The organism is Brevibacillus borstelensis (assembly GCF_036700025.1).
Lineage (GTDB): Bacteria > Bacillota > Bacilli > Brevibacillales > Brevibacillaceae > Brevibacillus > Brevibacillus borstelensis.
Window position 1 is genome coordinate 1,616,514 of record NZ_CP144922.1, and the last position, 18,776, is coordinate 1,635,289.

Annotated in this window: 14 protein-coding genes; all 14 read left to right on the plus strand. The window is 53.5% G+C overall.

The genetic code is table 11. The features are described 5' to 3' along the window. Positions 1–92: 92 nt before the first annotated feature. The 14 genes from V5G20_RS07410 to hemQ all read left to right on the plus strand — a co-directional run bounded on the left by V5G20_RS07410 (position 93) and on the right by hemQ (position 17,698). The gene (locus tag V5G20_RS07410) at positions 93–2,990 is read left to right on the plus strand and encodes a WG repeat-containing protein (RefSeq protein ID WP_338463313.1); all 2,898 of its coding nucleotides are present in this window, start codon (positions 93–95) and stop codon (positions 2,988–2,990) included. A gap of 391 nt (positions 2,991–3,381) precedes the next feature. Further along, a complete protein-coding gene (locus V5G20_RS07415) occupies positions 3,382–4,389 on the plus strand; it encodes an asparaginase (protein ID WP_003389540.1) in 1,008 nt (335 codons plus the stop codon). 103 nt (positions 4,390–4,492) lie between these two features. Further along, the gene (locus V5G20_RS07420; protein ID WP_227277886.1) at positions 4,493–5,920 is read left to right on the plus strand and encodes a leucyl aminopeptidase family protein; all 1,428 of its coding nucleotides are present in this window, start codon (positions 4,493–4,495) and stop codon (positions 5,918–5,920) included. Positions 5,921–6,032: 112 nt separating this feature from the next. Further along, on the plus strand, positions 6,033–6,725 hold the full coding sequence (locus V5G20_RS07425; RefSeq protein ID WP_003389538.1) for a copper homeostasis protein CutC: 693 nt from the start codon (positions 6,033–6,035) through the stop codon (positions 6,723–6,725). A gap of 250 nt (positions 6,726–6,975) precedes the next feature. Then, positions 6,976–8,274, plus strand: a complete 1,299-nt coding sequence (gene hcp, locus V5G20_RS07430; RefSeq protein ID WP_227277887.1) for a hydroxylamine reductase — start codon at positions 6,976–6,978, stop codon at positions 8,272–8,274. A 414-nt stretch (positions 8,275–8,688) separates the two neighbouring features. Next, positions 8,689–9,657: an agmatinase gene (gene speB, locus V5G20_RS07435; protein ID WP_003389535.1), complete on the plus strand. Its 969-nt coding sequence runs from the start codon at positions 8,689–8,691 to the stop codon at positions 9,655–9,657. Between the two features lie 117 nt (positions 9,658–9,774). Beyond that, complete coding sequence (locus V5G20_RS07440) at positions 9,775–11,247, plus strand: aldehyde dehydrogenase family protein (RefSeq protein ID WP_327969914.1); 1,473 nt, start codon at positions 9,775–9,777, stop codon at positions 11,245–11,247. 514 nt (positions 11,248–11,761) lie between these two features. Continuing rightward, entirely contained in the window at positions 11,762–12,565 is an 804-nt protein-coding gene (locus V5G20_RS07445; protein ID WP_338463314.1) for a serine hydrolase, read from the plus strand. Between the two features lie 116 nt (positions 12,566–12,681). Further along, the gene (locus V5G20_RS07450) at positions 12,682–13,551 is read left to right on the plus strand and encodes a YitT family protein (RefSeq protein WP_003389530.1); all 870 of its coding nucleotides are present in this window, start codon (positions 12,682–12,684) and stop codon (positions 13,549–13,551) included. A gap of 261 nt (positions 13,552–13,812) precedes the next feature. Continuing rightward, the gene (locus V5G20_RS07455) at positions 13,813–14,286 is read left to right on the plus strand and encodes a nucleoside deaminase (protein ID WP_338463315.1); all 474 of its coding nucleotides are present in this window, start codon (positions 13,813–13,815) and stop codon (positions 14,284–14,286) included. A 264-nt stretch (positions 14,287–14,550) separates the two neighbouring features. Beyond that, entirely contained in the window at positions 14,551–14,904 is a 354-nt protein-coding gene (locus tag V5G20_RS07460; protein ID WP_003389528.1) for a DUF1516 family protein, read from the plus strand. A gap of 187 nt (positions 14,905–15,091) precedes the next feature. Continuing rightward, positions 15,092–16,015 carry a MurR/RpiR family transcriptional regulator gene (locus tag V5G20_RS07465; RefSeq protein WP_003389527.1) on the plus strand — a complete coding sequence of 308 codons (924 nt, stop codon included), beginning with the start codon at positions 15,092–15,094 and terminating at the stop codon, positions 16,013–16,015. Between the two features lie 28 nt (positions 16,016–16,043). Continuing rightward, on the plus strand, positions 16,044–16,805 hold the full coding sequence (gene nagB / locus V5G20_RS07470) for a glucosamine-6-phosphate deaminase (protein WP_003389526.1): 762 nt from the start codon (positions 16,044–16,046) through the stop codon (positions 16,803–16,805). Positions 16,806–16,945: 140 nt separating this feature from the next. Continuing rightward, positions 16,946–17,698 (plus strand): hydrogen peroxide-dependent heme synthase, encoded by a 753-nt coding sequence (gene hemQ / locus V5G20_RS07475; RefSeq protein WP_172920602.1) that lies wholly within the window; start codon positions 16,946–16,948, stop codon positions 17,696–17,698. The last annotated feature ends 1,078 nt before the right edge of the window (positions 17,699–18,776 follow it).

Consider the following 18,776-nt stretch of genomic DNA (forward strand, 5'->3'; position numbering starts at 1 on the left):
AACAAACATTCCTTCCGCACGTGCAACATTTTTCCTCCGCCAGCGTCAAAGATAGACCAACATTTTGCTGACACGTCAGGAGGAAAACAGATGTGAAAAAACGCATTGTTGCACTTTGCGCGGCTGCTGCACTTAGCTGGAATGCATGGGCTGTTCCGGGGCAAGCAGCCAGCTTCGCTTCCATTCAGCCTTACATCACCGACTATAAAATCGGATTTACAAACGGACAAGCGCTGGTCACCAAGGCCGTCTATGACGAGTTTTCCAAAGTCGGCTTCTATTACACCGTAGTGAAAAACGGGAAGAAGGGAATCCTCGATGCCCGTACCGGAAAGGAGCTGACTCCGCCAATCTGGGACGATGTGGAGATTCCTGAACAAAAGCAGATTGCAGTGGTTCGCAATGGCGGATGGTTTCAATACATCGATCTAGCCAAAAAAAGCGTCTCGAAAAGCAAGTACGCGGGAGCACATACCTTCTTTTTGTCTCAGGCCTATCCGAGCGTTATTTTGATGCAGGGCCAGACCTCGATGCTGCTCGATCCATCCGGCCGGACCCTGATTGCTCCGTTCGCGGGAAAAATCGAGTTTGCCGATTTGGCCAAGCCGGGAAAGAACGGCGAGGAAGAGACGACACGGTACCTGGTCACCACGACGGCGAAACAGCTTACGGTCTATGATCCAGTAACGGTTAAGCCGATGTTTTCCCTGCCCAAGGCGACCTTGGCTCCGAGCGACGGGAATCGAATGCCCTATTTCAAAGTGATCGTCGGCGGCAAATACGGTCTTGTCGATGTAAACGGGAAGTACGTCCTGCAGCCGCAATACACAAGCGTCCAAATGATGGGCAGCAGTGGTTTTTTTCGCGTGCAAAACCAAAAAGGAAGCGGCTTGTGGAAGGATGGCCGGATGCTTGCCGAGCCGCAGTACGCCGAGGTCAGAGTCGAGCATGACATGGCAGACGGTTATGTAGTGCTGCAGGGCGATCTGGAGACGTACCACTCCATTTCATCCGGTACCTCCTTTTCATTGAAGAAAGGGGCCAAATATTTGCATGACGGCTACGTTTTGGGGCAGGACCCGACAACCTCCCGTTACGGAGTGAAACGGATCAGCGGTGAAACGGTAGTGCCGTTTGAGTATCCGCGCCTGGAAGGGGTACCGGCGATGTGGCTCTTGGTTCGCTCCGATGGCAAAAAGGGCATCCTGCGCGCAGCGTGGGGAAAACCGGTAAAAGAGCCGGATGCCTGGTTTGATGCGGTGACGACGCTCGGGGGATACGACCTCGTCAGTGTTACGGACGGGAGCAAGACCGGACTCTATTCGCAGCAAAAAGGGCTTCTCGTCCCGCCGCAGTCGGGCACAATCGTCCGCTATGACTCAAAATTCGGGCGCGTGCTGGTCCAGGGACCGGACGGATCGACGCGCGAATACCGGCCAGACGGCACTTCGCAAGACACGGCTGAGCCCAAACCGCAGCGGCTGACGGATGCCCTTTCCTTTATTTATAAGCCTGGAGAAGGAGTCTTTCTCGTGGACACAGCTAGCGGCAAGCCGATCAGCAGTCACGCTTACCAGGGGGCCAATGTGGCTGCAGGCGGAAAACTCGTCGTGGCCTTCAGTGCCGGAGAAGCCGACCTGTACACGGCGGAGGGGACACTGCTGACAGCGGATGTCAAGCTTCCGGCAACCCATTCTCCACAGGAAGGGACGACAGTAACGCTCTTTCCGTCGGGAGAAAGCATGTATGCAGCCGGGATGAAAAAAGGGACACAGCAGCAAGCGTTCATCCGCGTAGCGGGCGGGGCAATAGAAGCGCTGACAGATTTTGTGTATCGCAGCGTTTCGATTCAGCCATGGGGGGATCGGCAACTGATCGCGCTGCAAAGGGCTGATGGCAGCTTTGATCTTGAGGTATTGGCGAGCGGACAGATTGCAGCCAGGCTGGAGCAAGTGCAAAACTATCGGCTGGAAGAATCGCAGTCCGGACTGTTTGTCCAGAAATCGGGCGGATGGGACGTCTACTCGGCCGATTTGAAGCAGATGACGAGTGGAAGCTACGGCCGGCTTGAGGTTTTGTCCACGTACAGCGGTGCGAAACTCGTCACGTATCGGGACAAGAAAACGGGACTTCTCGGCGTGCTAAGCAAAGACTGGCGGACAGCCGCTCCTCCGGCGTATGAATCGATCAAGCCGATGGATCAGGTGTTTCCGATGCTTGGCGTGGAACAGCTTCCGGCACCATTTGTCTTTACGACCAAGGACAAGTTTGGCTATCTGGACGCGAACGGCGCCGAGCTGTTTCGCACCGCTCTTTTGACCAAACGGCCGACAGTCACGTATCAAAACGTAACCGCCCAGCCATTTCCTGCCTACCAGCAGCTGCTTCAGAGCGATCCGCTGAAGCTGGTCGATTTCGGCAAGCCGTACAAGTGGGATCGCGAACTCAGCGGAGAGGCGAACTTCTTTGCCAATCTGGCCTTGTATTTCGACTTTCCGACCGGTTCCGGGAAGCGGGAAGTGCTGGCTTTCCTGACCGGAAAAGGAATTCTGCAGCCAGATCCCGCCCGTACGGATTTTGCGGGAACCGACTTTTACGCACTGATGCATAATGTCGTCCAGGGAACGAGCGGCAAGTCGCTGACCCAGCAGCAGTTGGTAGATTGGGCGACCAAACGCGGGCTTGTGCGTGAGCGGGGCGGCCATTACCAGGGAGACATCTATGCGGATTATCACCAGTTGTTTTTCCAAGAGCTGCTCAAAGCCCAGGCCGGAAAAGGCAGCTACAAAGCAAAGCCTCTGGCCCTTTCAGCCCTCGATGAATCCCAGCGAAGCATGCTGAGCACGCGGATCATCGTAAACGGCAGGGCATTCGAACAGCTCCCCGTCCCGCTGCCGAGTGTCGAACTGGACCGCCATCTGAACACATTGATCCAGCAGTACAACAAGCATGCGGCTTCCCTGCTGCAAGCAGCGGTAAAGCAATTATAGAAAGCAAAAGTCCGTCTTGTGCATGTGAGCATAGGACGGACTTTCTTTTAGATCCGGACAGTCAATCCCCAGAGCACCGTACCCTGAGCATTTTTCTCCCTGTTTCAATCTCCTTCATCAAAGCCAGCCTTTTCTCCCAAGACCTTCAATTTCGAAAGTTGAAAAAAGAAAGTTGACGATGCTATACCCGACTGTTACTATCAAATTAATAACATGGTTGGAGAAATTAAATGAGGAAATATGGTTCTTTGACGTTTTCTATTCCATCTTCCCACATTGCCTCCACTAGTTTTTCAGGTTAACCCATTATTTAATACCATCAGTGGATTAATTCTGTACTGTTGGTCCTTCCTTTCCACACATACCATTAAGACAGAGTTGGTGATTAGAAATGAATTACAGCACATTGGTGGAAGAATACCGCGGTGGAGTGCTGGAGAATATCCACTTTGGCGTCATCTGCGGCGTAGACGAATCAGGAAAAGTCATCTTGTCCGCGGGCAGCGAAGAGCATATGACGTTTCTCCGCTCGGCGGCAAAGCCGTTCCAGGCCATCCCGGTCGCCAAACAGAAAATCGACGAGAAATTCGGGCTGACCAGCCGTGAAGCCGCCCTTTTTGCCGCTTCCCATCGCGGCGAGACGTATCATATGGAAGGATTGGAGTCGATCCTGAAAAAAACCGGCATTTCGGAAGAAGAATTGCTGACCTGCCCGACCTATCCGCTCAACGAAGAACCGAAGTTCGCCTGCCTGCGCGAAGGCGTGCCGAAGCGCCGTCTTTTCCACAACTGCTCCGGCAAACACCTGGGCTTTCTCGCCCTTTCCAAAGAGATGGGCTATCCGACAGACAGCTATTACGATGTCAGCCATCCTGCCCAACAAAGCGCTTTGGAAGCGTTTGCTTATCTGGCTGAGTATCCAAAGGACAAGATTGGCCTCGGCGTTGACGGGTGCGGCTTCCCTGTTTTTGCCGTGCCGCTCGTGAACATCGCCAAAGCGTATTTGAAGCTCGCTTGTCCCGATCTGATCGCGGACGCAGAAACGAGAGAGGCAGTCGTGAAAATTACCGGATGGATGTCAGCCAATCCCGACATCATCGCGAGCCACAATTTCGTTTGCACAGCGCTGCTGACCGATCCCAACATCATTGCCAAAGGGGGCGCGATGGGGGTATACGGCTTTGGCCTGAAAAAAGAACGCATCAGCTTTGCCCTGAAGGTTCTGGATGGCTCTGAACTGGTGTGGCCGCTGGTAATCGCCTCGATTTTGGAGCAGATCAACTACGAGAACAAGGACACCATTGAACGCCTGCGTGCGCTGGTGCCAAGCGAGATTAAAAATGACAACCATTTGGTCGTTGGCGAAAAGCGCACGGTGTTTCAGTTGGAAAAACGATAAGACGATGAGGGCAGCATGATACGTGAACCTGTTGCCTGAATAACGCCGCAAGCTGTCTGCATGCCGCTTGCATGACCAGGCAAGAAGAAAGGGATGGAAGAGGATGGACATTTCGGTTGGACAGCAGCGGGAGATGGAAGTCACGATCCGCCTGCTTTTCCAAGACTCGCCAACAGAGCACCTGCCGTATGCGCTGCGCCCGCACATGAAAGCGAAGGGAGCTGTCACCTGGTTTTTTGGCCGCGGAGAAGAAGGGCATGAGCTCATTATCGGACTAGGGGAGCGGGCGCGTTTTGACCTGGAGGCATTGCGCGATGCGGCGGGCAATGCGGGTCGGGCCGCGGAGAAGGAAAGGGTTACAGAAGCATGTGTGACGTTTGATTCGCTGGAGCCGCTGTTTGCTGCCGGACTGGACCGTCATAGCGCAGTCACAGCCTGGACAGAGGGCTGGCTTCTCGGTACATATGTGTTTGACCGGTATTTGTCAAAGGCGCAAGAACGGAGTGTCTCTATGCTGCATATCGCTTGTCCGGGTGCAGAAAAGGCGGAGCAGGCGATCGAATGGGCCCGTATCCGTGCAAAGGGTACATGCTTTGCCCGCGATCTCGTGAATGAACCGCCCAATCAACTGACGCCGGTCTCCTTTGTCGAGCGGCTGCAGAACCATTTCGCCGCACGAGACGTGGACGTAACGGTTCATCGCGGGGAGGCGTTGGAGCGTTTGCAGATGGTTGGCCTGATCACGGTTGGCAAAGGCAGCGTCCATCCGCCGGCTATGGTGGAAATCCGATACTGCACCGACCCGTCCCTGCCGCTGACCGCGCTGATCGGAAAAGGAGTCACCTTTGACATGGGCGGCATGAATGTCAAGGCCGGGCGGGATATCAGCGACGCCCGCATGGATATGGGCGGAGCGGCTGCTGTCGCGGGCGCGCTGGACATCCTCACTTCCGTAAAGGCAAGGGCCAATCTGCTGGTGCTTCTGCCGATCGCAGAAAACGTGCCGGACGGCGGAGCCTTCTTGCCATCGGATGTGATCCGCTACCCCAACGGTCTTTCTGTGCAGACGGCCAATACGGATGCAGAGGGGCGTCTCATTTTGGCCGATGCCCTGATTCACGCCGACAGGCTGGGAGCCAAGCAGGCTATCGATATTGCCACGCTGACGGGGAATGTCGGGGAAGCGCTCGGCTTAAAGCTGGCCGGTATTTGGGGAGATTCCGGGATGACCGCCAAGCTCATCGCGTCAGGTAATGACTGTGGAGACAGACTGTGGCGGATGCCGTTGGTAGACGATTACGAAGAATTGCTGAAAAGCGACTATGCCGACATGACCAACATCAGTCCGATCAGCTACGGTGGAGCGATTGTCGCCGCGTTGTTTATCCGCAGGTTTGTGGCCGCCGGCATGAAATGGGTGCACATCGACATGGCTCCCCCTGTACAGGCGAAAGCCACCGGAGGCTATCGCGTCATGGGTGCCACCGGATATGGGGCGAGACTGCTCGCGGACTACGTGCTCGCTCAATAGACGGGCAAGGCAGAATTGTCAACCAGCAGCGCGGAAGATCAGCCCTTGGCGTTGCTGTTTGTCATCGAAGCGTTTTACAATAACAGGAAAACGGACGGGAGGATAACGTGCTATGTTGTTGGAAGTCATCGCGACCTCTGTAGAGGACGCCAAACGAGCGGAAGCGGGAGGAGCCGACCGGCTCGAGCTGATCACCGGGATACTGGAGGGCGGCGTAACCCCGAGCTGGGGCTTGATCGATGCTGTGGTCCGGGCCGTATCCATTCCGGTCAATGTGATGGTGAGACCGCACAGCCAGTCGTTTGTGTACACGTCTGACGATTACCGGGTCATGCGCGAAGACGTGCGAATCATTCGCGAGCTCGGCGCAGCAGGTATCGTCACCGGCATGCTTGCTCCTGACGGCCAGATCGATACGGAAGGGCTGGAAAGCCTGCTGGATCAGGCGAAAGGGCTGGATGTGACATTCCACCGCGCATTTGACGAGGCGGCTGACCAGTTGGAGGCCGTGCGGCTGTTGATGCGTTATCCGCAAATTTCGCGGATTCTCACCTCCGGCGGACAGAAAAGCGCCATCGATGGAGCGGAACGGATTGCCGAGCTTGTCCGGATGACCGCTGGGGAGCATTTGAGCATTTTGGCCGGAAGCGGGCTGGGCCTGGCAAATATCGCTGATTTCGTCGGTCGTACGGCTGTAACGGAAGTCCATTTTGGCACCGGCGTTCGGGAAGCCGGAAGCGCGCTCAAGTACGTAGATCAGGAGAAGGTAGCGGCTGTCAAACGATTGATTGCGGCAAAGTCATAACCAGGGAGCAGAGGAAGCAGCAAAATCGAAACGGCTTTTTCCCGGGCCCCGGTTCATAATTTGGCAACACATCATATTTCATAGAGAAACATGCGATACAAGGTCCTCGCCCAAGTTTAGGGAGAGGGCTTTTTTTGCGAAAAACCGAAAAGAATGGCAAATAGACGAATCTGTGAAGTACATCACATCTTACGTTTTTCGCCTCCTCTATAATCCGGAGTAAGAAGTGATCCATAGGGGAGGTATTGATATGTTTTGCTATCAATGCGAGCAAACACCGACAGGCGGTTGCAAAACGGTGGGAGTATGCGGAAAGACTGAGGAGCTTGCCAGTATACAGGATACGATCATTTTTGCGCTCAAAGGGATTGCGGCATATGCAACGCATGCCCGACAAATGGGACACATCGACCCGGAAGTGGACGGCATTACACAGGAAGCACTCTATTTTACTTTGACTAACGTGAATTTCAATTTAGATGAACACTTGAAAATGGCAATGAAAGTGGGCCGTGCAGCCATTCGCGTCATGGAGCTGTTGGATCAGGCCCATACGAGCCGGTTCGGCATCCCTCAGCCCATCCGCGTTTCGCAAAACAAAATCGAAGGAAAGTGCATCGTCGTGACCGGGCACAACCTGTTTGCGCTGGAGGAGCTGCTGAAACAGACGGAAGGAAAAGGAATCAATATCTACACCCACTCGGAGATGCTCCCCGCACACGGGTATCCCGCCCTCCGCAAGTACAAGCACCTCAAGGGAAATATCGGGAAAGCGTGGTTTGACCAGCGCCGGTTGTTCGAACAGTTCCCGGGTGCGATACTAGCCACGACCAACTGCGTCATGCCGATCAAGGGGACATATGCCGATCGCTTCTTCTCGTATGATGTGGCCGGACTCGAAGGCGTTACCAAAATTGAGAATGACGACTTCGCGCCTTTGATCGAGCGGGCACTCGCATTGCCGGATGCGGATGTAGAGTCGGATCAGACGCTGCTGACCGGATTTCACCATGAGACCGTACTGGGTATTGCCCCGGAAATTCTCGACGCCGTAAAGGCAGGCAAAATCAGCCGCTTCTTCGTCATCGCGGGCTGTGATGCTCCCGGAAAAGGCGGAGACTACTACCGGGAGCTGGCCACCTCTTTGCCGGCGGATGCGGTGATCATGACCACATCCTGCGGCAAATTCCGCTTTAACGATGTCGATTACGGCAAAGTACCGGGTACGCAAATCCCTCGCTACATCGATCTGGGGCAGTGCAACAACTCCATCTCGACGGTCAAAATAGCCGTCGCTTTGGCGGTTGCGCTGGACTGCGAGGTCAACGATCTGCCTGTCAGCATCGTCCTCTCCTGGTTTGAGCAAAAGGCGGTAGCGATTCTCTTGGGGCTGTTCAGCCTGGGAGTCCGCGACATTCGCATCGGACCGAAGCTGCCCGAATTCATCCAGCCCGGGGTATGGGAGGTGCTTCAGAATTTGTTTGGAGTCAAAGCAATCGGAGAAGCACAGGCAGACCTCCAGGATATGATGGGACAAAACGTTTCGTAAGCCTGGTCTGGAGAACAGTTGCGCCAAAGAGACATGCCCGTTTCAAAACAGGCTCCCTCCGGTCTGCCGGCCCACATGACGTCAGAAAAGCTCCGAGCAGAACAGGCAGGCAATTATGCTTGGACCTATCACATTTCATCCGAAAACACCTTGCAAAAACCATGCAGGGAATTAACCAGAGACAGAACGTCCGGATATCATCAGGACGTTCTTTTTCATTGTTTTAGAAAATCCCTTTCTCGCAAATGGGATCGTATTCCAAAAAATGAGAAACGGACAGAGCGAACTGGAGCGCAGAGAATGCGAGTTGATGCGGTTTCCACGCAAAAAGCCTTCGTCTTTCATTCACGTTCCGTTTGGCATGCGGTTTGCTACATGGATGGGTACCATGGACGAAACACGGAGGTGAACAGCTTGCAATATCCGTTGTCTCCAGACGTAAAACCGGAATTTTGCACCACGGGCTCTTACATGCGGCTGCCGGCACAAAGGGAGAACGCCAGAGTAGCCATCGTCGGCCTGCCCTTTGATACGGCTGCGTCTTTTCGCGTAGGAGCCCGCTTTGCCCCTCAGGCGATCAGACAGGCTTCCATGCTTCTGTTTCCGTATCATCCCGTTCACAAGGTCTTTCCATTTGAGGACACAAGAGCTATCGACATCGGGGATGTGCCGGTGATTCCGCACAATATCCATCGCAGCTACGACCGGATGGAAGCCGTCATGCTGGACTTGATGGCCAAAGGGATCGTACCGATCGGACTGGGAGGCGACCATTCCGTCACACTGGCCACATTGCGCGCCGCCAAAAGGGTGTGGGGGTCAGTAGCGCTGATTCAGTTCGATTCCCACACCGATACATGGGATACGTATTACGAAGAGAAGTACTGGCATGGCTCTCCGTTTATCCGCGCCCACGAGGAAGGGCTGCTGTTGCCGGACAAGGTTTTTCAGATCGGCATCCGCGGTACGCTGAACCACCCGGGTGACCTGGAAGCCAGTCTGGAGCTTGGCTATCACGTGATGACGACCCAGGAGCTGCGCAAAACCGGAGCCGCCGAAACGGTGAGAAAGATAAAAGAAGCGATTGGAGATACTCCCTGTTTTCTCAGTTTTGATATTGATTTTGTCGATCCCGCCTATGCGCCCGGGACAGGAACGCCGGAGGTCGGAGGATTTACAAGCTTCGAGACGCTGGAGCTGATCAGAGGACTGACGGACTTGAACTACATCGGCTTTGATCTGGTGGAAGTGCTGCCGCCCTACGATCCGGCCCAGACAACATCGCTGCTCGCGGCGACGCTCATCCACGATTTTGCAGCACTTGTTGCCCTGCGGGAGAAGCGGCTGTTGGCAGCGGGGGAGATGGCGGCAGATGCCGAGTAACGACAACAAGTCCCCTTGCGGACAGTGGCCGCAAGCCTTTGCGGATAATGGCTACAAGCATCGTCACTTGGGTAATCAAGCACACATCAGTAATACGAGGAAAGGTGGGGCATGCAGATGTTCAATCTGAAGATGTACATGGCTGGCGAGTGGGTGGATGCGGAAAATGGGGAGACTCGGGAGATTGTCAATCCGGCCACAGGAGAAGTGATTGCACGGGCGGCAGAGGGAACGGAGGAGGATGCCAAAAAAGCGATTCGCGCGGCACGCGAAGCATTCGACAGCGGGAGCTGGTCCGAGCTTGCGGCTGCAGAGAGGGCGCGGTATTTGTTCGCCATTGCTGACAAGCTGGAGGAACGCGCTGAGGAATTGGCTGCTTTGGAGACGCTGGACAACGGCAAGCCGCTGCGGGAAGCCCGCTTTGACGTGGCGGATGCGGCCGCTTGCTTCCGCTATTACGCCGGAATGGTCACCAAGCCTGACGGACAAACGTACCACGTCGCGGACCCGGTACAGGCGATGGTCGTGCGCGAGCCGGTCGGTGTCTGCGGACTGATCGTCCCGTGGAACTACCCGTTGCTGATGGCTGTTTGGAAAATCGCCCCCGCGCTGGCGGCCGGAAATACGATTGTCTTCAAGCCGTCCGAGGTCACGCCTGTTACGGCGATCAAGCTGTTTGAGATCATCGAAGAAGCAGGGGTGCCAGGCGGTGTGGCCAATCTGGTCATGGGACCGGGCCCTACGGTCGGACATGAGCTGGCCGCAAGCCATCTGGTAGACAAGGTTTCCTTTACGGGAGGCACGGCGACCGGCAGAAGCATCATGACTGCGGCTGCAGGCAACATCAAAAAGATTTCGCTGGAATTGGGGGGCAAGTCGCCCAACATTGTCTTTGCCGACGCGGACTTTGAGACAGCCGTAGACTACGCCTTGTTCGGAATCTTCGCCAATCAGGGGCAGGTCTGCTCGGCAGGCTCCCGGCTGCTTCTCGAGGACAGCATTCACGACCGCTTCGTCGAGCGGCTGGTGGAGCGTGCGAAGAAGATACGGGTAGGAGCGGGAGACGACCTGCAGACCGAAATGGGACCGCTGGTAAGCGAAGCTCACATGGAAAAGGTGCTGCGCTACATCGAGTACGGAAAAGCGGAAGGAGCGACACTCGCCTGCGGCGGCAACCGTCTGACAAATGGCGGTTTGGAAAAGGGCTATTTCGTCGAGCCGACGATCTTTGTCGACACGAGGCCGGACATGCGAATCGTCCAGGAAGAAATTTTCGGCCCTGTATTGGCCGTGCAGCGCTTCCGCGATGAAGCGGACGCTATCCGCCTCGCCAATGACACCGTCTACGGCCTCGCCGGGGGCGTCTTTACCCAGGACGGAGCCAAAGCGATGCGGGTCATCAAAAAATTGCGGGCAGGCATCACCTGGATCAACTGCTACCACCCCACCTACAACGAAGCCCCCTGGGGCGGCTACAAGCAAAGCGGAATCGGCCGCGGCCTGGGCACCTTCGGCTTCGATGAATTCACGGAAGTGAAACAGATCAATGTGAATTTGCAGGTGCAGCCAGTCGGCTGGTTTGAGAATTAAGGAAAAAACAGTGAGACACACGTAAACGGACTGGATCAGAATTAGAGAAGGCACGTCAGGGAACGCCACCCCTGATCCGACTTCCTGAATGATCTAAAAAAACAACGAAACAATCCAAAGCTGTAGAGATGAAAAAGGGAGAAAACGCGAAGGTCTTTGGGACACCACCCAGGCGGAATGGAAAAAGCGGAACACTCTTTCAGCGTCCAACCTCTGAGACGCTGCCTTGAGTAGGCTGCTTTTGGACGCAGCTTACGCTTTTGGAATGGAGCCGGACAGTAACGGCTTCCCGCAGTGTCCCACCGTACCCTGAGTATTTTCTCCCTTTTTCATCTCCTCCCCAACAGCCCGGTCTACAGGCATTTCCAATCTCGCCAAAGAAGCTTTCACAGGCTATTTCTCAAAACCAAGGAAGGATTCCAACTCCCAGCCGGGGAATTTCCCCTCATTGGCAAAACATTGGCTGTCAATCAGACCACCAGGTACGGAAGAGAATAAAGGAGGAGCAGGCCACATGAAGAGTTTGCAGGAGAAGCTGGAGACGATCATCGCTGCGGCCGGCGGACAATGGGGAGTGGTAGTGGAAGAAATCAACGGAAGCTTCTACTGGGAACACAACACCACGCAGACTTTTGCAGCCGAAAGCATCATCAAAGTCCCCATCATGGCCGCCGTTTTCGACGCTGCCAGCAAAGGAAACGTCCGCTTTGACCAAGCGGTTCGGATGAAGCAAACGGATCAGGTCGCAGGTTCCGGTGTCATGCAGCATCTCACACCTGATGCGCATTACCCTGTGTACGATCTGATCACCCTCATGATCATTCAGAGCGACAATACCGCGACCAATATGCTGATCGACCTCATCGGCGAAGATCAGGTGCGGCTCACAATGGCAGAGCTTGGCATGCACGACAGCTGCTACAGCCGAAAGCTGATGCTGTACCCGGCGGACAGTCCGCCCAACAACATGATTACCGCTGGTGACATCGCCCGGATGCTCAAACGGCTGGCAACAGGAACGTTTCTTGGCGAGCATGCCTGCCGCCAGATGATCGAGATCATGAAAAAGCAGCAGGTGCGAAATGCGCTGCCTGCCCGGCTACCCCGCATCGAGGAGGGAGTGTCGGACGCCGCTGCCGTGTGGGAAATGGCCAATAAAACCGGCTGGGACACAGGCCGCCAGCACGATGTCGGCATCCTGTTTGCAGGCGGAAAAGCGTACTCCCTGACAGCCCTGTCGGAGAATGCTCCCCCGGATGCCTCCCTGCAGGCGATGGCCGCTATCGGATATGAAGTGTACCGCTGTGCGGTGAGCTGACCATAGAGAGCGAGTACAGAAAAAATCCCCAGTTTGCTTGGGGGTTTCTTTTTTGGGCAAAACATGGTAATGTATGGACGGTTTTCATCTTAGTGAAAAAGGCAGGAGAAAGAAAAGTGTCACGAAAACGTCGGACAGGTGCAAGCTTGAACAGTCCGCAGCGCAAAGCAGTTGAATACGGCATGCTGCTCGTGGGTTCCTTTGTGCTTGCCACCAGCTTCAACCTGTTTCTCAACCCTAATCAGCTAGCATCGGGAGGAGTATCGGGCCTCTCTGTCATTTTGTACCATCTCTTTCACTGGCCGCCGTCCATCGTCCAGTGGGCGCTGAACATCCCGCTGTTTTTGTTGGGCTTTTGGCTTTTAGACAGGCAGTACAGCATGAAGGCGGCGGTAGGCTCTATCGTCCTGCCGTTGTTTGTCGCGCTGACCAGCCATCTTGAGCCGCTTACGGATAACACGCTGCTCGCCAGCATTTACGGCGGGATGGGCGTAGGGCTCGGGATCGGCATCGTCTTCCGGGGCCGGGGCTCTACAGGAGGATTTTCCATCGCTTCGCAAATCCTGCACAAGTACAGCGGCATCAGCCTGGGCGTATCCGTTGCTGTCTTTGACGGCTTGGTCATCCTGCTAGCCGGTTTTGTCTTTACTCCCGAAAAGGCGCTGTATGCCTTGATTGCCCTGTTTGTGACCAGCAAAACGATCGATATCGTGCAGATGGGCTGGAATACGTCCAAAGTGGCGTACATCATCTCCGATGAAACAGACAAGATGCGCGAGGCGATCTTGTTTGATCTGGACCGGGGCGTGACGCTGCTGGACGGCGCTGGGGGGTATACCGGCGACGAGCGCAAGGTGCTGATGGCCGTGGTGAGCCAAAGCGAGGTCAGCAAGCTGAAAATGCTGGTGCGCTCTGTTGACGCTGAAGCGTTTATCATCCTGTGTCCGGCTCAGGAGGTATTAGGCGAGGGCTTCCGGGCTGTGTAGCGGGCATGTGGAGCCGTGGCCTATTGGTGAACGATGTCAGCTTTTGTGTGAAAGCACCAAACAATGAAAAAAGCGTTGCATCCAACAGTTGGATGTATCGCTTTTTACTTTTACAGGCATATCGTGGGGCTCGCGTGCACATTTTTCAAAGACAGCCTCATGAAAGTGATTGGGAAAAGCACAGCAGAGCGACAAGCCTGCAGGAAACCCTGTTTCCATGCTACAATAAACAAAGGAAAATGTCCGGTCAGGGGAGGAATCATGATGACAAAACAGGCATTCATGCAAAAAGCGATTCAGATGGCGTGCGAAAACGCGTCGTCCGGCCACGGTACCCCCTATGGTGCCTTGGTGGTGAAGGACGGCCACATTATTGGAAGCGGTGTCAACGAGGTGACAGCCACCAACGATCCTACGGCTCACGCCGAAATCCTCGCGATCAGGGAGGCGTGCAAGCACGAGAACAGCATCAAGCTGGAGGGCTGTGTCATCTACGCGAGCGGAGAGCCGTGTCCGATGTGTTTGGCCGCCATTTACTATACCGGGATCAAAACGGTCTACTACGGCTATTCCAAGGAAGAAGCAGTGCCTTTCGGATTCAACTCCGGGGCGATTTACGAGCAGATTGCGCTGCCGATGGAGCAGCGTTCGGTCCAGATGAAAAAGCTGGAGAATGATCAGTCGGAGCCAAACCCGTTTGTCATCTGGGAGCAGACACAAGGGAAGCTGGACTGAATGGCTTGCCTGCCTGATGCGACAACATAGATAAGCTCGTGCTGCAGGCATGCGAGACAAACAAAAGGAGTTCATGAGCTACAACCCCTTGGTCGCAGCAAAATGGTCAAGGGGTTATTTCTTGTTCAAAAAAGGAGAGTAGGGATAGCTGCTTATCCGAGTGCTTCGTCACAAAAATGTCGCACATCGCGGGTCCTGTACTTTTCCTGACTTTACGTTATAATAAGTTTAGTAAAATGACTGTTGGCAGGGAGTGAACGATTCGTGTATAAAGCGTTGGTGGAATCCCACGTTGGTGGCTGGGAAGTGGCCTTTGTCCTTCTGATCATCGGCTATATCCTTTACCGTGCAGGAAAAGAACGGGTAGCAAAAATTCTACATATGATTTTGCGTCTGATGATTGTGATCATTGCTGTGTCCGGCATTTGGATGCTGTTTGCGTTTCGTGCGGGCGACTGGCTGTACTACGTCAAAGGCCTTCTCGCGCTGATTGTCTTTGGACTGATGGAAATGTCGCTGGGCCGCGCGCGCCGAAACGAAGCGAGCATCGGCTTTTTCGTCGGGGCGCTGGCGCTGATGGTCATCGTGATTCTGATCGGATATCGGGTAATCGTGTAAATAGTGTTTTGCAAGGAGACAGGCCAATTCCTACAAAGGGATTTGGCCTTTTTATATGCCAAGAAAACCGGAGAGACGATGTTTTTATTCCCCAATTTTTCTTTTTGGAGAAATACTCCACTTTATGATAACATATTGGAGGAATCATTCGTTTTTCTGCACGAAGCAATAGCCAAGGAGGTAACCGATGACAGAATCAACAGCAGACAGGGGAGAATGGACGACAACGAGTACAGGCAAAACAGCCACACTGCTGGAGATCAACAGTCTTCTTCCTTCCTACACCAAATCCGAACGCAAGGTAGCGCAGTACGTTCTGGCCCATACCGAAACCGTTATTTATGCGTCGGTCATTGATTTGGCGGAGAAGATCGGGGTGGGGGAGACCACGGTTTTGCGCTTTTGCCGAAAAATCGGTTTCCGCAGCTATCAGGAATTTAAGCTGGCACTCGCCCAGGAACTGGCAAATCCGTCCCAGCATTCCCGCGATGAGGTGACCAAGGAAGATTCATTGCATGCGATTGCGCAGAAGGTTGCCGCTTTTAACGTCCAGTCGATTCACGATACAGACGCCCTTTTGGATGTCGAACAACTAGGGCGCTGCGTACAGTTACTCATAGAGGCGAGAACGATTCATTTCTACGGGGTAGGTACCTCGGGGGTGACAGCTCTTGACGCCAAATACAAGTGCCTGCGTATCGGGCTTCGAGTAGACGCCTTTTCCGATGCGCATTTGCAAGCGATGGCAGCATCCACGCTGGAGCCGGGCGATGTGGCTGTAGGCATATCTGTATCGGGCAGTACAAAGGATACGATTGACGCCCTGAAACTGGCGAAAGAAGCCGGCGCCTCCGTCATCTGTCTGACTCATTACCGCCGGTCCCCGATTACGCAGCATGCCGATATTACGCTCTTGACCGCCGCCAAGCAGGGGCCGCTGGAGGGCGGTTCGCTCGCTGCGAAGATCGCCCAGCTTCACGTGATTGACGTACTGTGCACAGCGGTATCCCAGAAAATGAGCGACAAGGCGTTGACCTACAAGCAGAAGACAGCCAAAGCCGTATTGGATAAAGTGTATGAGCCAGCCCAACCGGGCAAAGGCAAACCATAAAATGAAAGAGATTGGACAGGTGACTTACATGAAGTGGAAAATCGTTGAGAATTACGAGGAGTTGAGCGCGGAGGCAGCCAGGCTTGTCGCTATGCAGGTCAAGAAAAAGCCCGACTCTGTGCTCGGACTGGCTACGGGAAGCACGCCGGTCGGCATGTACAAGGAATTGGCTCGTATGTATCGCGTAGAGAATCTGGACTTTTCCCGGATTACCACCTTTAATCTGGACGAATATGTCGGACTGTCGGTCGATCATCCGCAAAGCTATCATGTCTTCATGCAGGAGCATTTTTTCCGCCACGTAAATCTGCTCCCGGAGCATACTCATATTCCGAGCGGAGACGCCTCCGACCTGGCGACGGAATGTACCCGATACGAGCAAGCGATCAAGGCTGCAGGTGGAATCGATGTGCAAATCCTGGGGATCGGGGGGAATGGCCACATCGGGTTTAATGAGCCTGGTTCTGCGGCTGACTCCCGGACGAGAGTCGTTCAGCTCGCCCAAAGAACGATCGAAGACAATGCCCGCTTCTTTTCTTCCATCGAGGAGGTCCCGACAGCAGCGGTATCCATGGGAATCCAGACCATTCTGGAGGCCAGGAAGATCGTGCTTTTGGCCAGCGGCGAATCCAAGGCAGAAGCCGTTCACCGCATGCTGGAAGGAGAGCCGACAGCGGAAGTGCCAGCGTCCTTGCTCCAGCAGCATCCAGACGTGGTCGTCATCATGGATCGGTCGGCTGCCAGCCGTCTCAGCGCCGAATGCAAGGAAACCGAACACGCCCGTCTGTAAGGCGTGTTTTTTGCTGGACACGAAATGCAGAAGGCAGAGGGTTGTTCACCAATTCGTATCGGATAACCCTCCGGCGATTATGCTATACTGGGAATGGTAACAGGAAATACAAGCCATATCACGCAAAGGAGCTGATCCTGATGAGTACAAACGAAGCGCTTCTCACGTTGGAAGGTTGGTATACGTATCACGATTTCCGCAAGATCAACTGGGAAAAATGGAAGAAGGCGACTCCGGAAGAGCGCAATGCAGCTGTGGACGAGCTCCAAGGGCTCCTGAAAGCATGGGACGCAAACGAGCAGGAGCAGGCAGGCAGCACTGCCGTCTATTCCATCCTCGGACACAAGGCCGATCTGGTGTTCATGTTCCTTCGCCCGACCATGCAGGAGTTGGACGCGATCAAAACCGCCTTTAACAAGACGAAATTTGCCGACTTCACGGAAGTGGATTATTCCTACGTATCTGTAGTTGAATTGAGCAACTACGTACATAATCCGGGCGAAGATCCGAAATCCAACCCGCACGTCCGTGAGCGGCTCTATCCGACCTTGCCGAAATGGGAGCACATCTGCTTCTACCCGATGAACAAAAAGCGCGACGGACAAGACAACTGGTACATGCTGACCATGCAGGAGCGCGCGGAAATGATGCGCTCCCACGGCATGATCGGCCGCAAGTACGCAGGCAAGGTCAAGCAAATTATCGGCGGTTCCGTAGGCTTTGACGATTGGGAATGGGGCGTCACCCTGTTTGCCAACGATCCGCTCGAATTCAAGCACATCGTGTACGAAATGCGCTTTGACGAAGTAAGCGCGCGCTACGGCGAGTTTGGCAACTTCCTGGTGGGAAATCGCGTTACACCTGAAGACTTAATTAAGATGATTCAAGTATAATTTAGTACTTTAAAGCCTAATAAAGCAGCAAGGCGCTCGAAGATTTTAATCGGGCGTCTTATTTTGTATAAAAAACAGATAGACTGCGGGGGCGAGAAGCTTATGGCTATGAATATCTATCTCTTGAACTCAAAGGTAAGATGAGTACCGGTCAGCCGACTTCATACTATTGATAAAACAGAACAGGGATGAGAGAAGAGCAGTCCAGCACAAACCAACCGGAACTACAAATGTCGTATTTGTCCTAAATACCGAAAACAAGTGATATAATAAGAGAAATCCAGAAAATACTCCGAGAGTTATGTGAACGAAAAGGCGTAGAGGTTGTCTAAGCGGAAGCATTCTTGGATCATATCCTCATGATAGTGAACAAGAGAAGAGTGCCTCGTTCAAGGGGGAGTTCGTGAAAAAGGGTATTTTCAATAAAAATAGATTGCCCTCCGTTATACTTACTTGGCTAGGTCGAGGGTAATCATTTTCATATTCAGCACAGCTTGTGTCTGTGATGATTATTTACTGATGTGACGTATTTTTTTCAAACGGTCGTAGCGAAAATCGTAGGACTGACCTGTTAGCATTCAGTGAGTTTTGTTCAATGGATCTTTATAATTTTGTAAAGCTTCTTACCCGACTTACTTAACCGGTTTACTCACTTTTTCTTGCTGTTTTCACATATTTTCTTTGTAATAGCCTACAGGGGGGAATTTGACCGGGATCATTTCTCAAGGAGCGCAGATTACTTACAAACATCTGAATTCGATTCATTGTTGTGGTATTCGTTTTGACGATGGTCTAAATAATAAATCCCTTTCTGGTTTGCCTTTCCAGACGTATCGGGATCAGTTGCTTATCTTAATTTCTTTTGTTAAACACTTCCTGTTCCGGTCTTCTTCTACTGGTGATCAAACTCTTAATATAATCCAGTGTATTTAGAGTACCAACACAGTCCATTTTATTAAAAGTATAAATACTCAAATTAAAGAGGTAATGAAACACAGAACCCTCATGATATAACTTTGATAATGCATACCAAATTCTTTTTTTTCATCCTAAAACAAAACATCGTAATTTTGATGCT

Bases quoted from the DNA above. Each gene is read 5' to 3' on its own strand.
- V5G20_RS07440 (WP_327969914.1), top strand. From the start codon at position 9,775: ATGTTCAATCTGAAGATGTACATGGCTGGCGAGTGGGTGGATGCGGAA.
- V5G20_RS07415 (WP_003389540.1), top strand. From the start codon at position 3,382: ATGAATTACAGCACATTGGTGGAAGAATACCGCGGTGGAGTGCTGGAG.
- V5G20_RS07465 (WP_003389527.1), top strand. From the start codon at position 15,092: ATGACAGAATCAACAGCAGACAGGGGAGAATGGACGACAACGAGTACA.
- nagB (WP_003389526.1), top strand. From the start codon at position 16,044: ATGAAGTGGAAAATCGTTGAGAATTACGAGGAGTTGAGCGCGGAGGCA.
- V5G20_RS07445 (WP_338463314.1), top strand. From the start codon at position 11,762: ATGAAGAGTTTGCAGGAGAAGCTGGAGACGATCATCGCTGCGGCCGGC.
- V5G20_RS07425 (WP_003389538.1), top strand. From the start codon at position 6,033: ATGTTGTTGGAAGTCATCGCGACCTCTGTAGAGGACGCCAAACGAGCG.
- hemQ (WP_172920602.1), top strand. From the start codon at position 16,946: ATGAGTACAAACGAAGCGCTTCTCACGTTGGAAGGTTGGTATACGTAT.
- V5G20_RS07420 (WP_227277886.1), top strand. From the start codon at position 4,493: ATGGACATTTCGGTTGGACAGCAGCGGGAGATGGAAGTCACGATCCGC.
- hcp (WP_227277887.1), top strand. From the start codon at position 6,976: ATGTTTTGCTATCAATGCGAGCAAACACCGACAGGCGGTTGCAAAACG.
- V5G20_RS07455 (WP_338463315.1), top strand. From the start codon at position 13,813: ATGATGACAAAACAGGCATTCATGCAAAAAGCGATTCAGATGGCGTGC.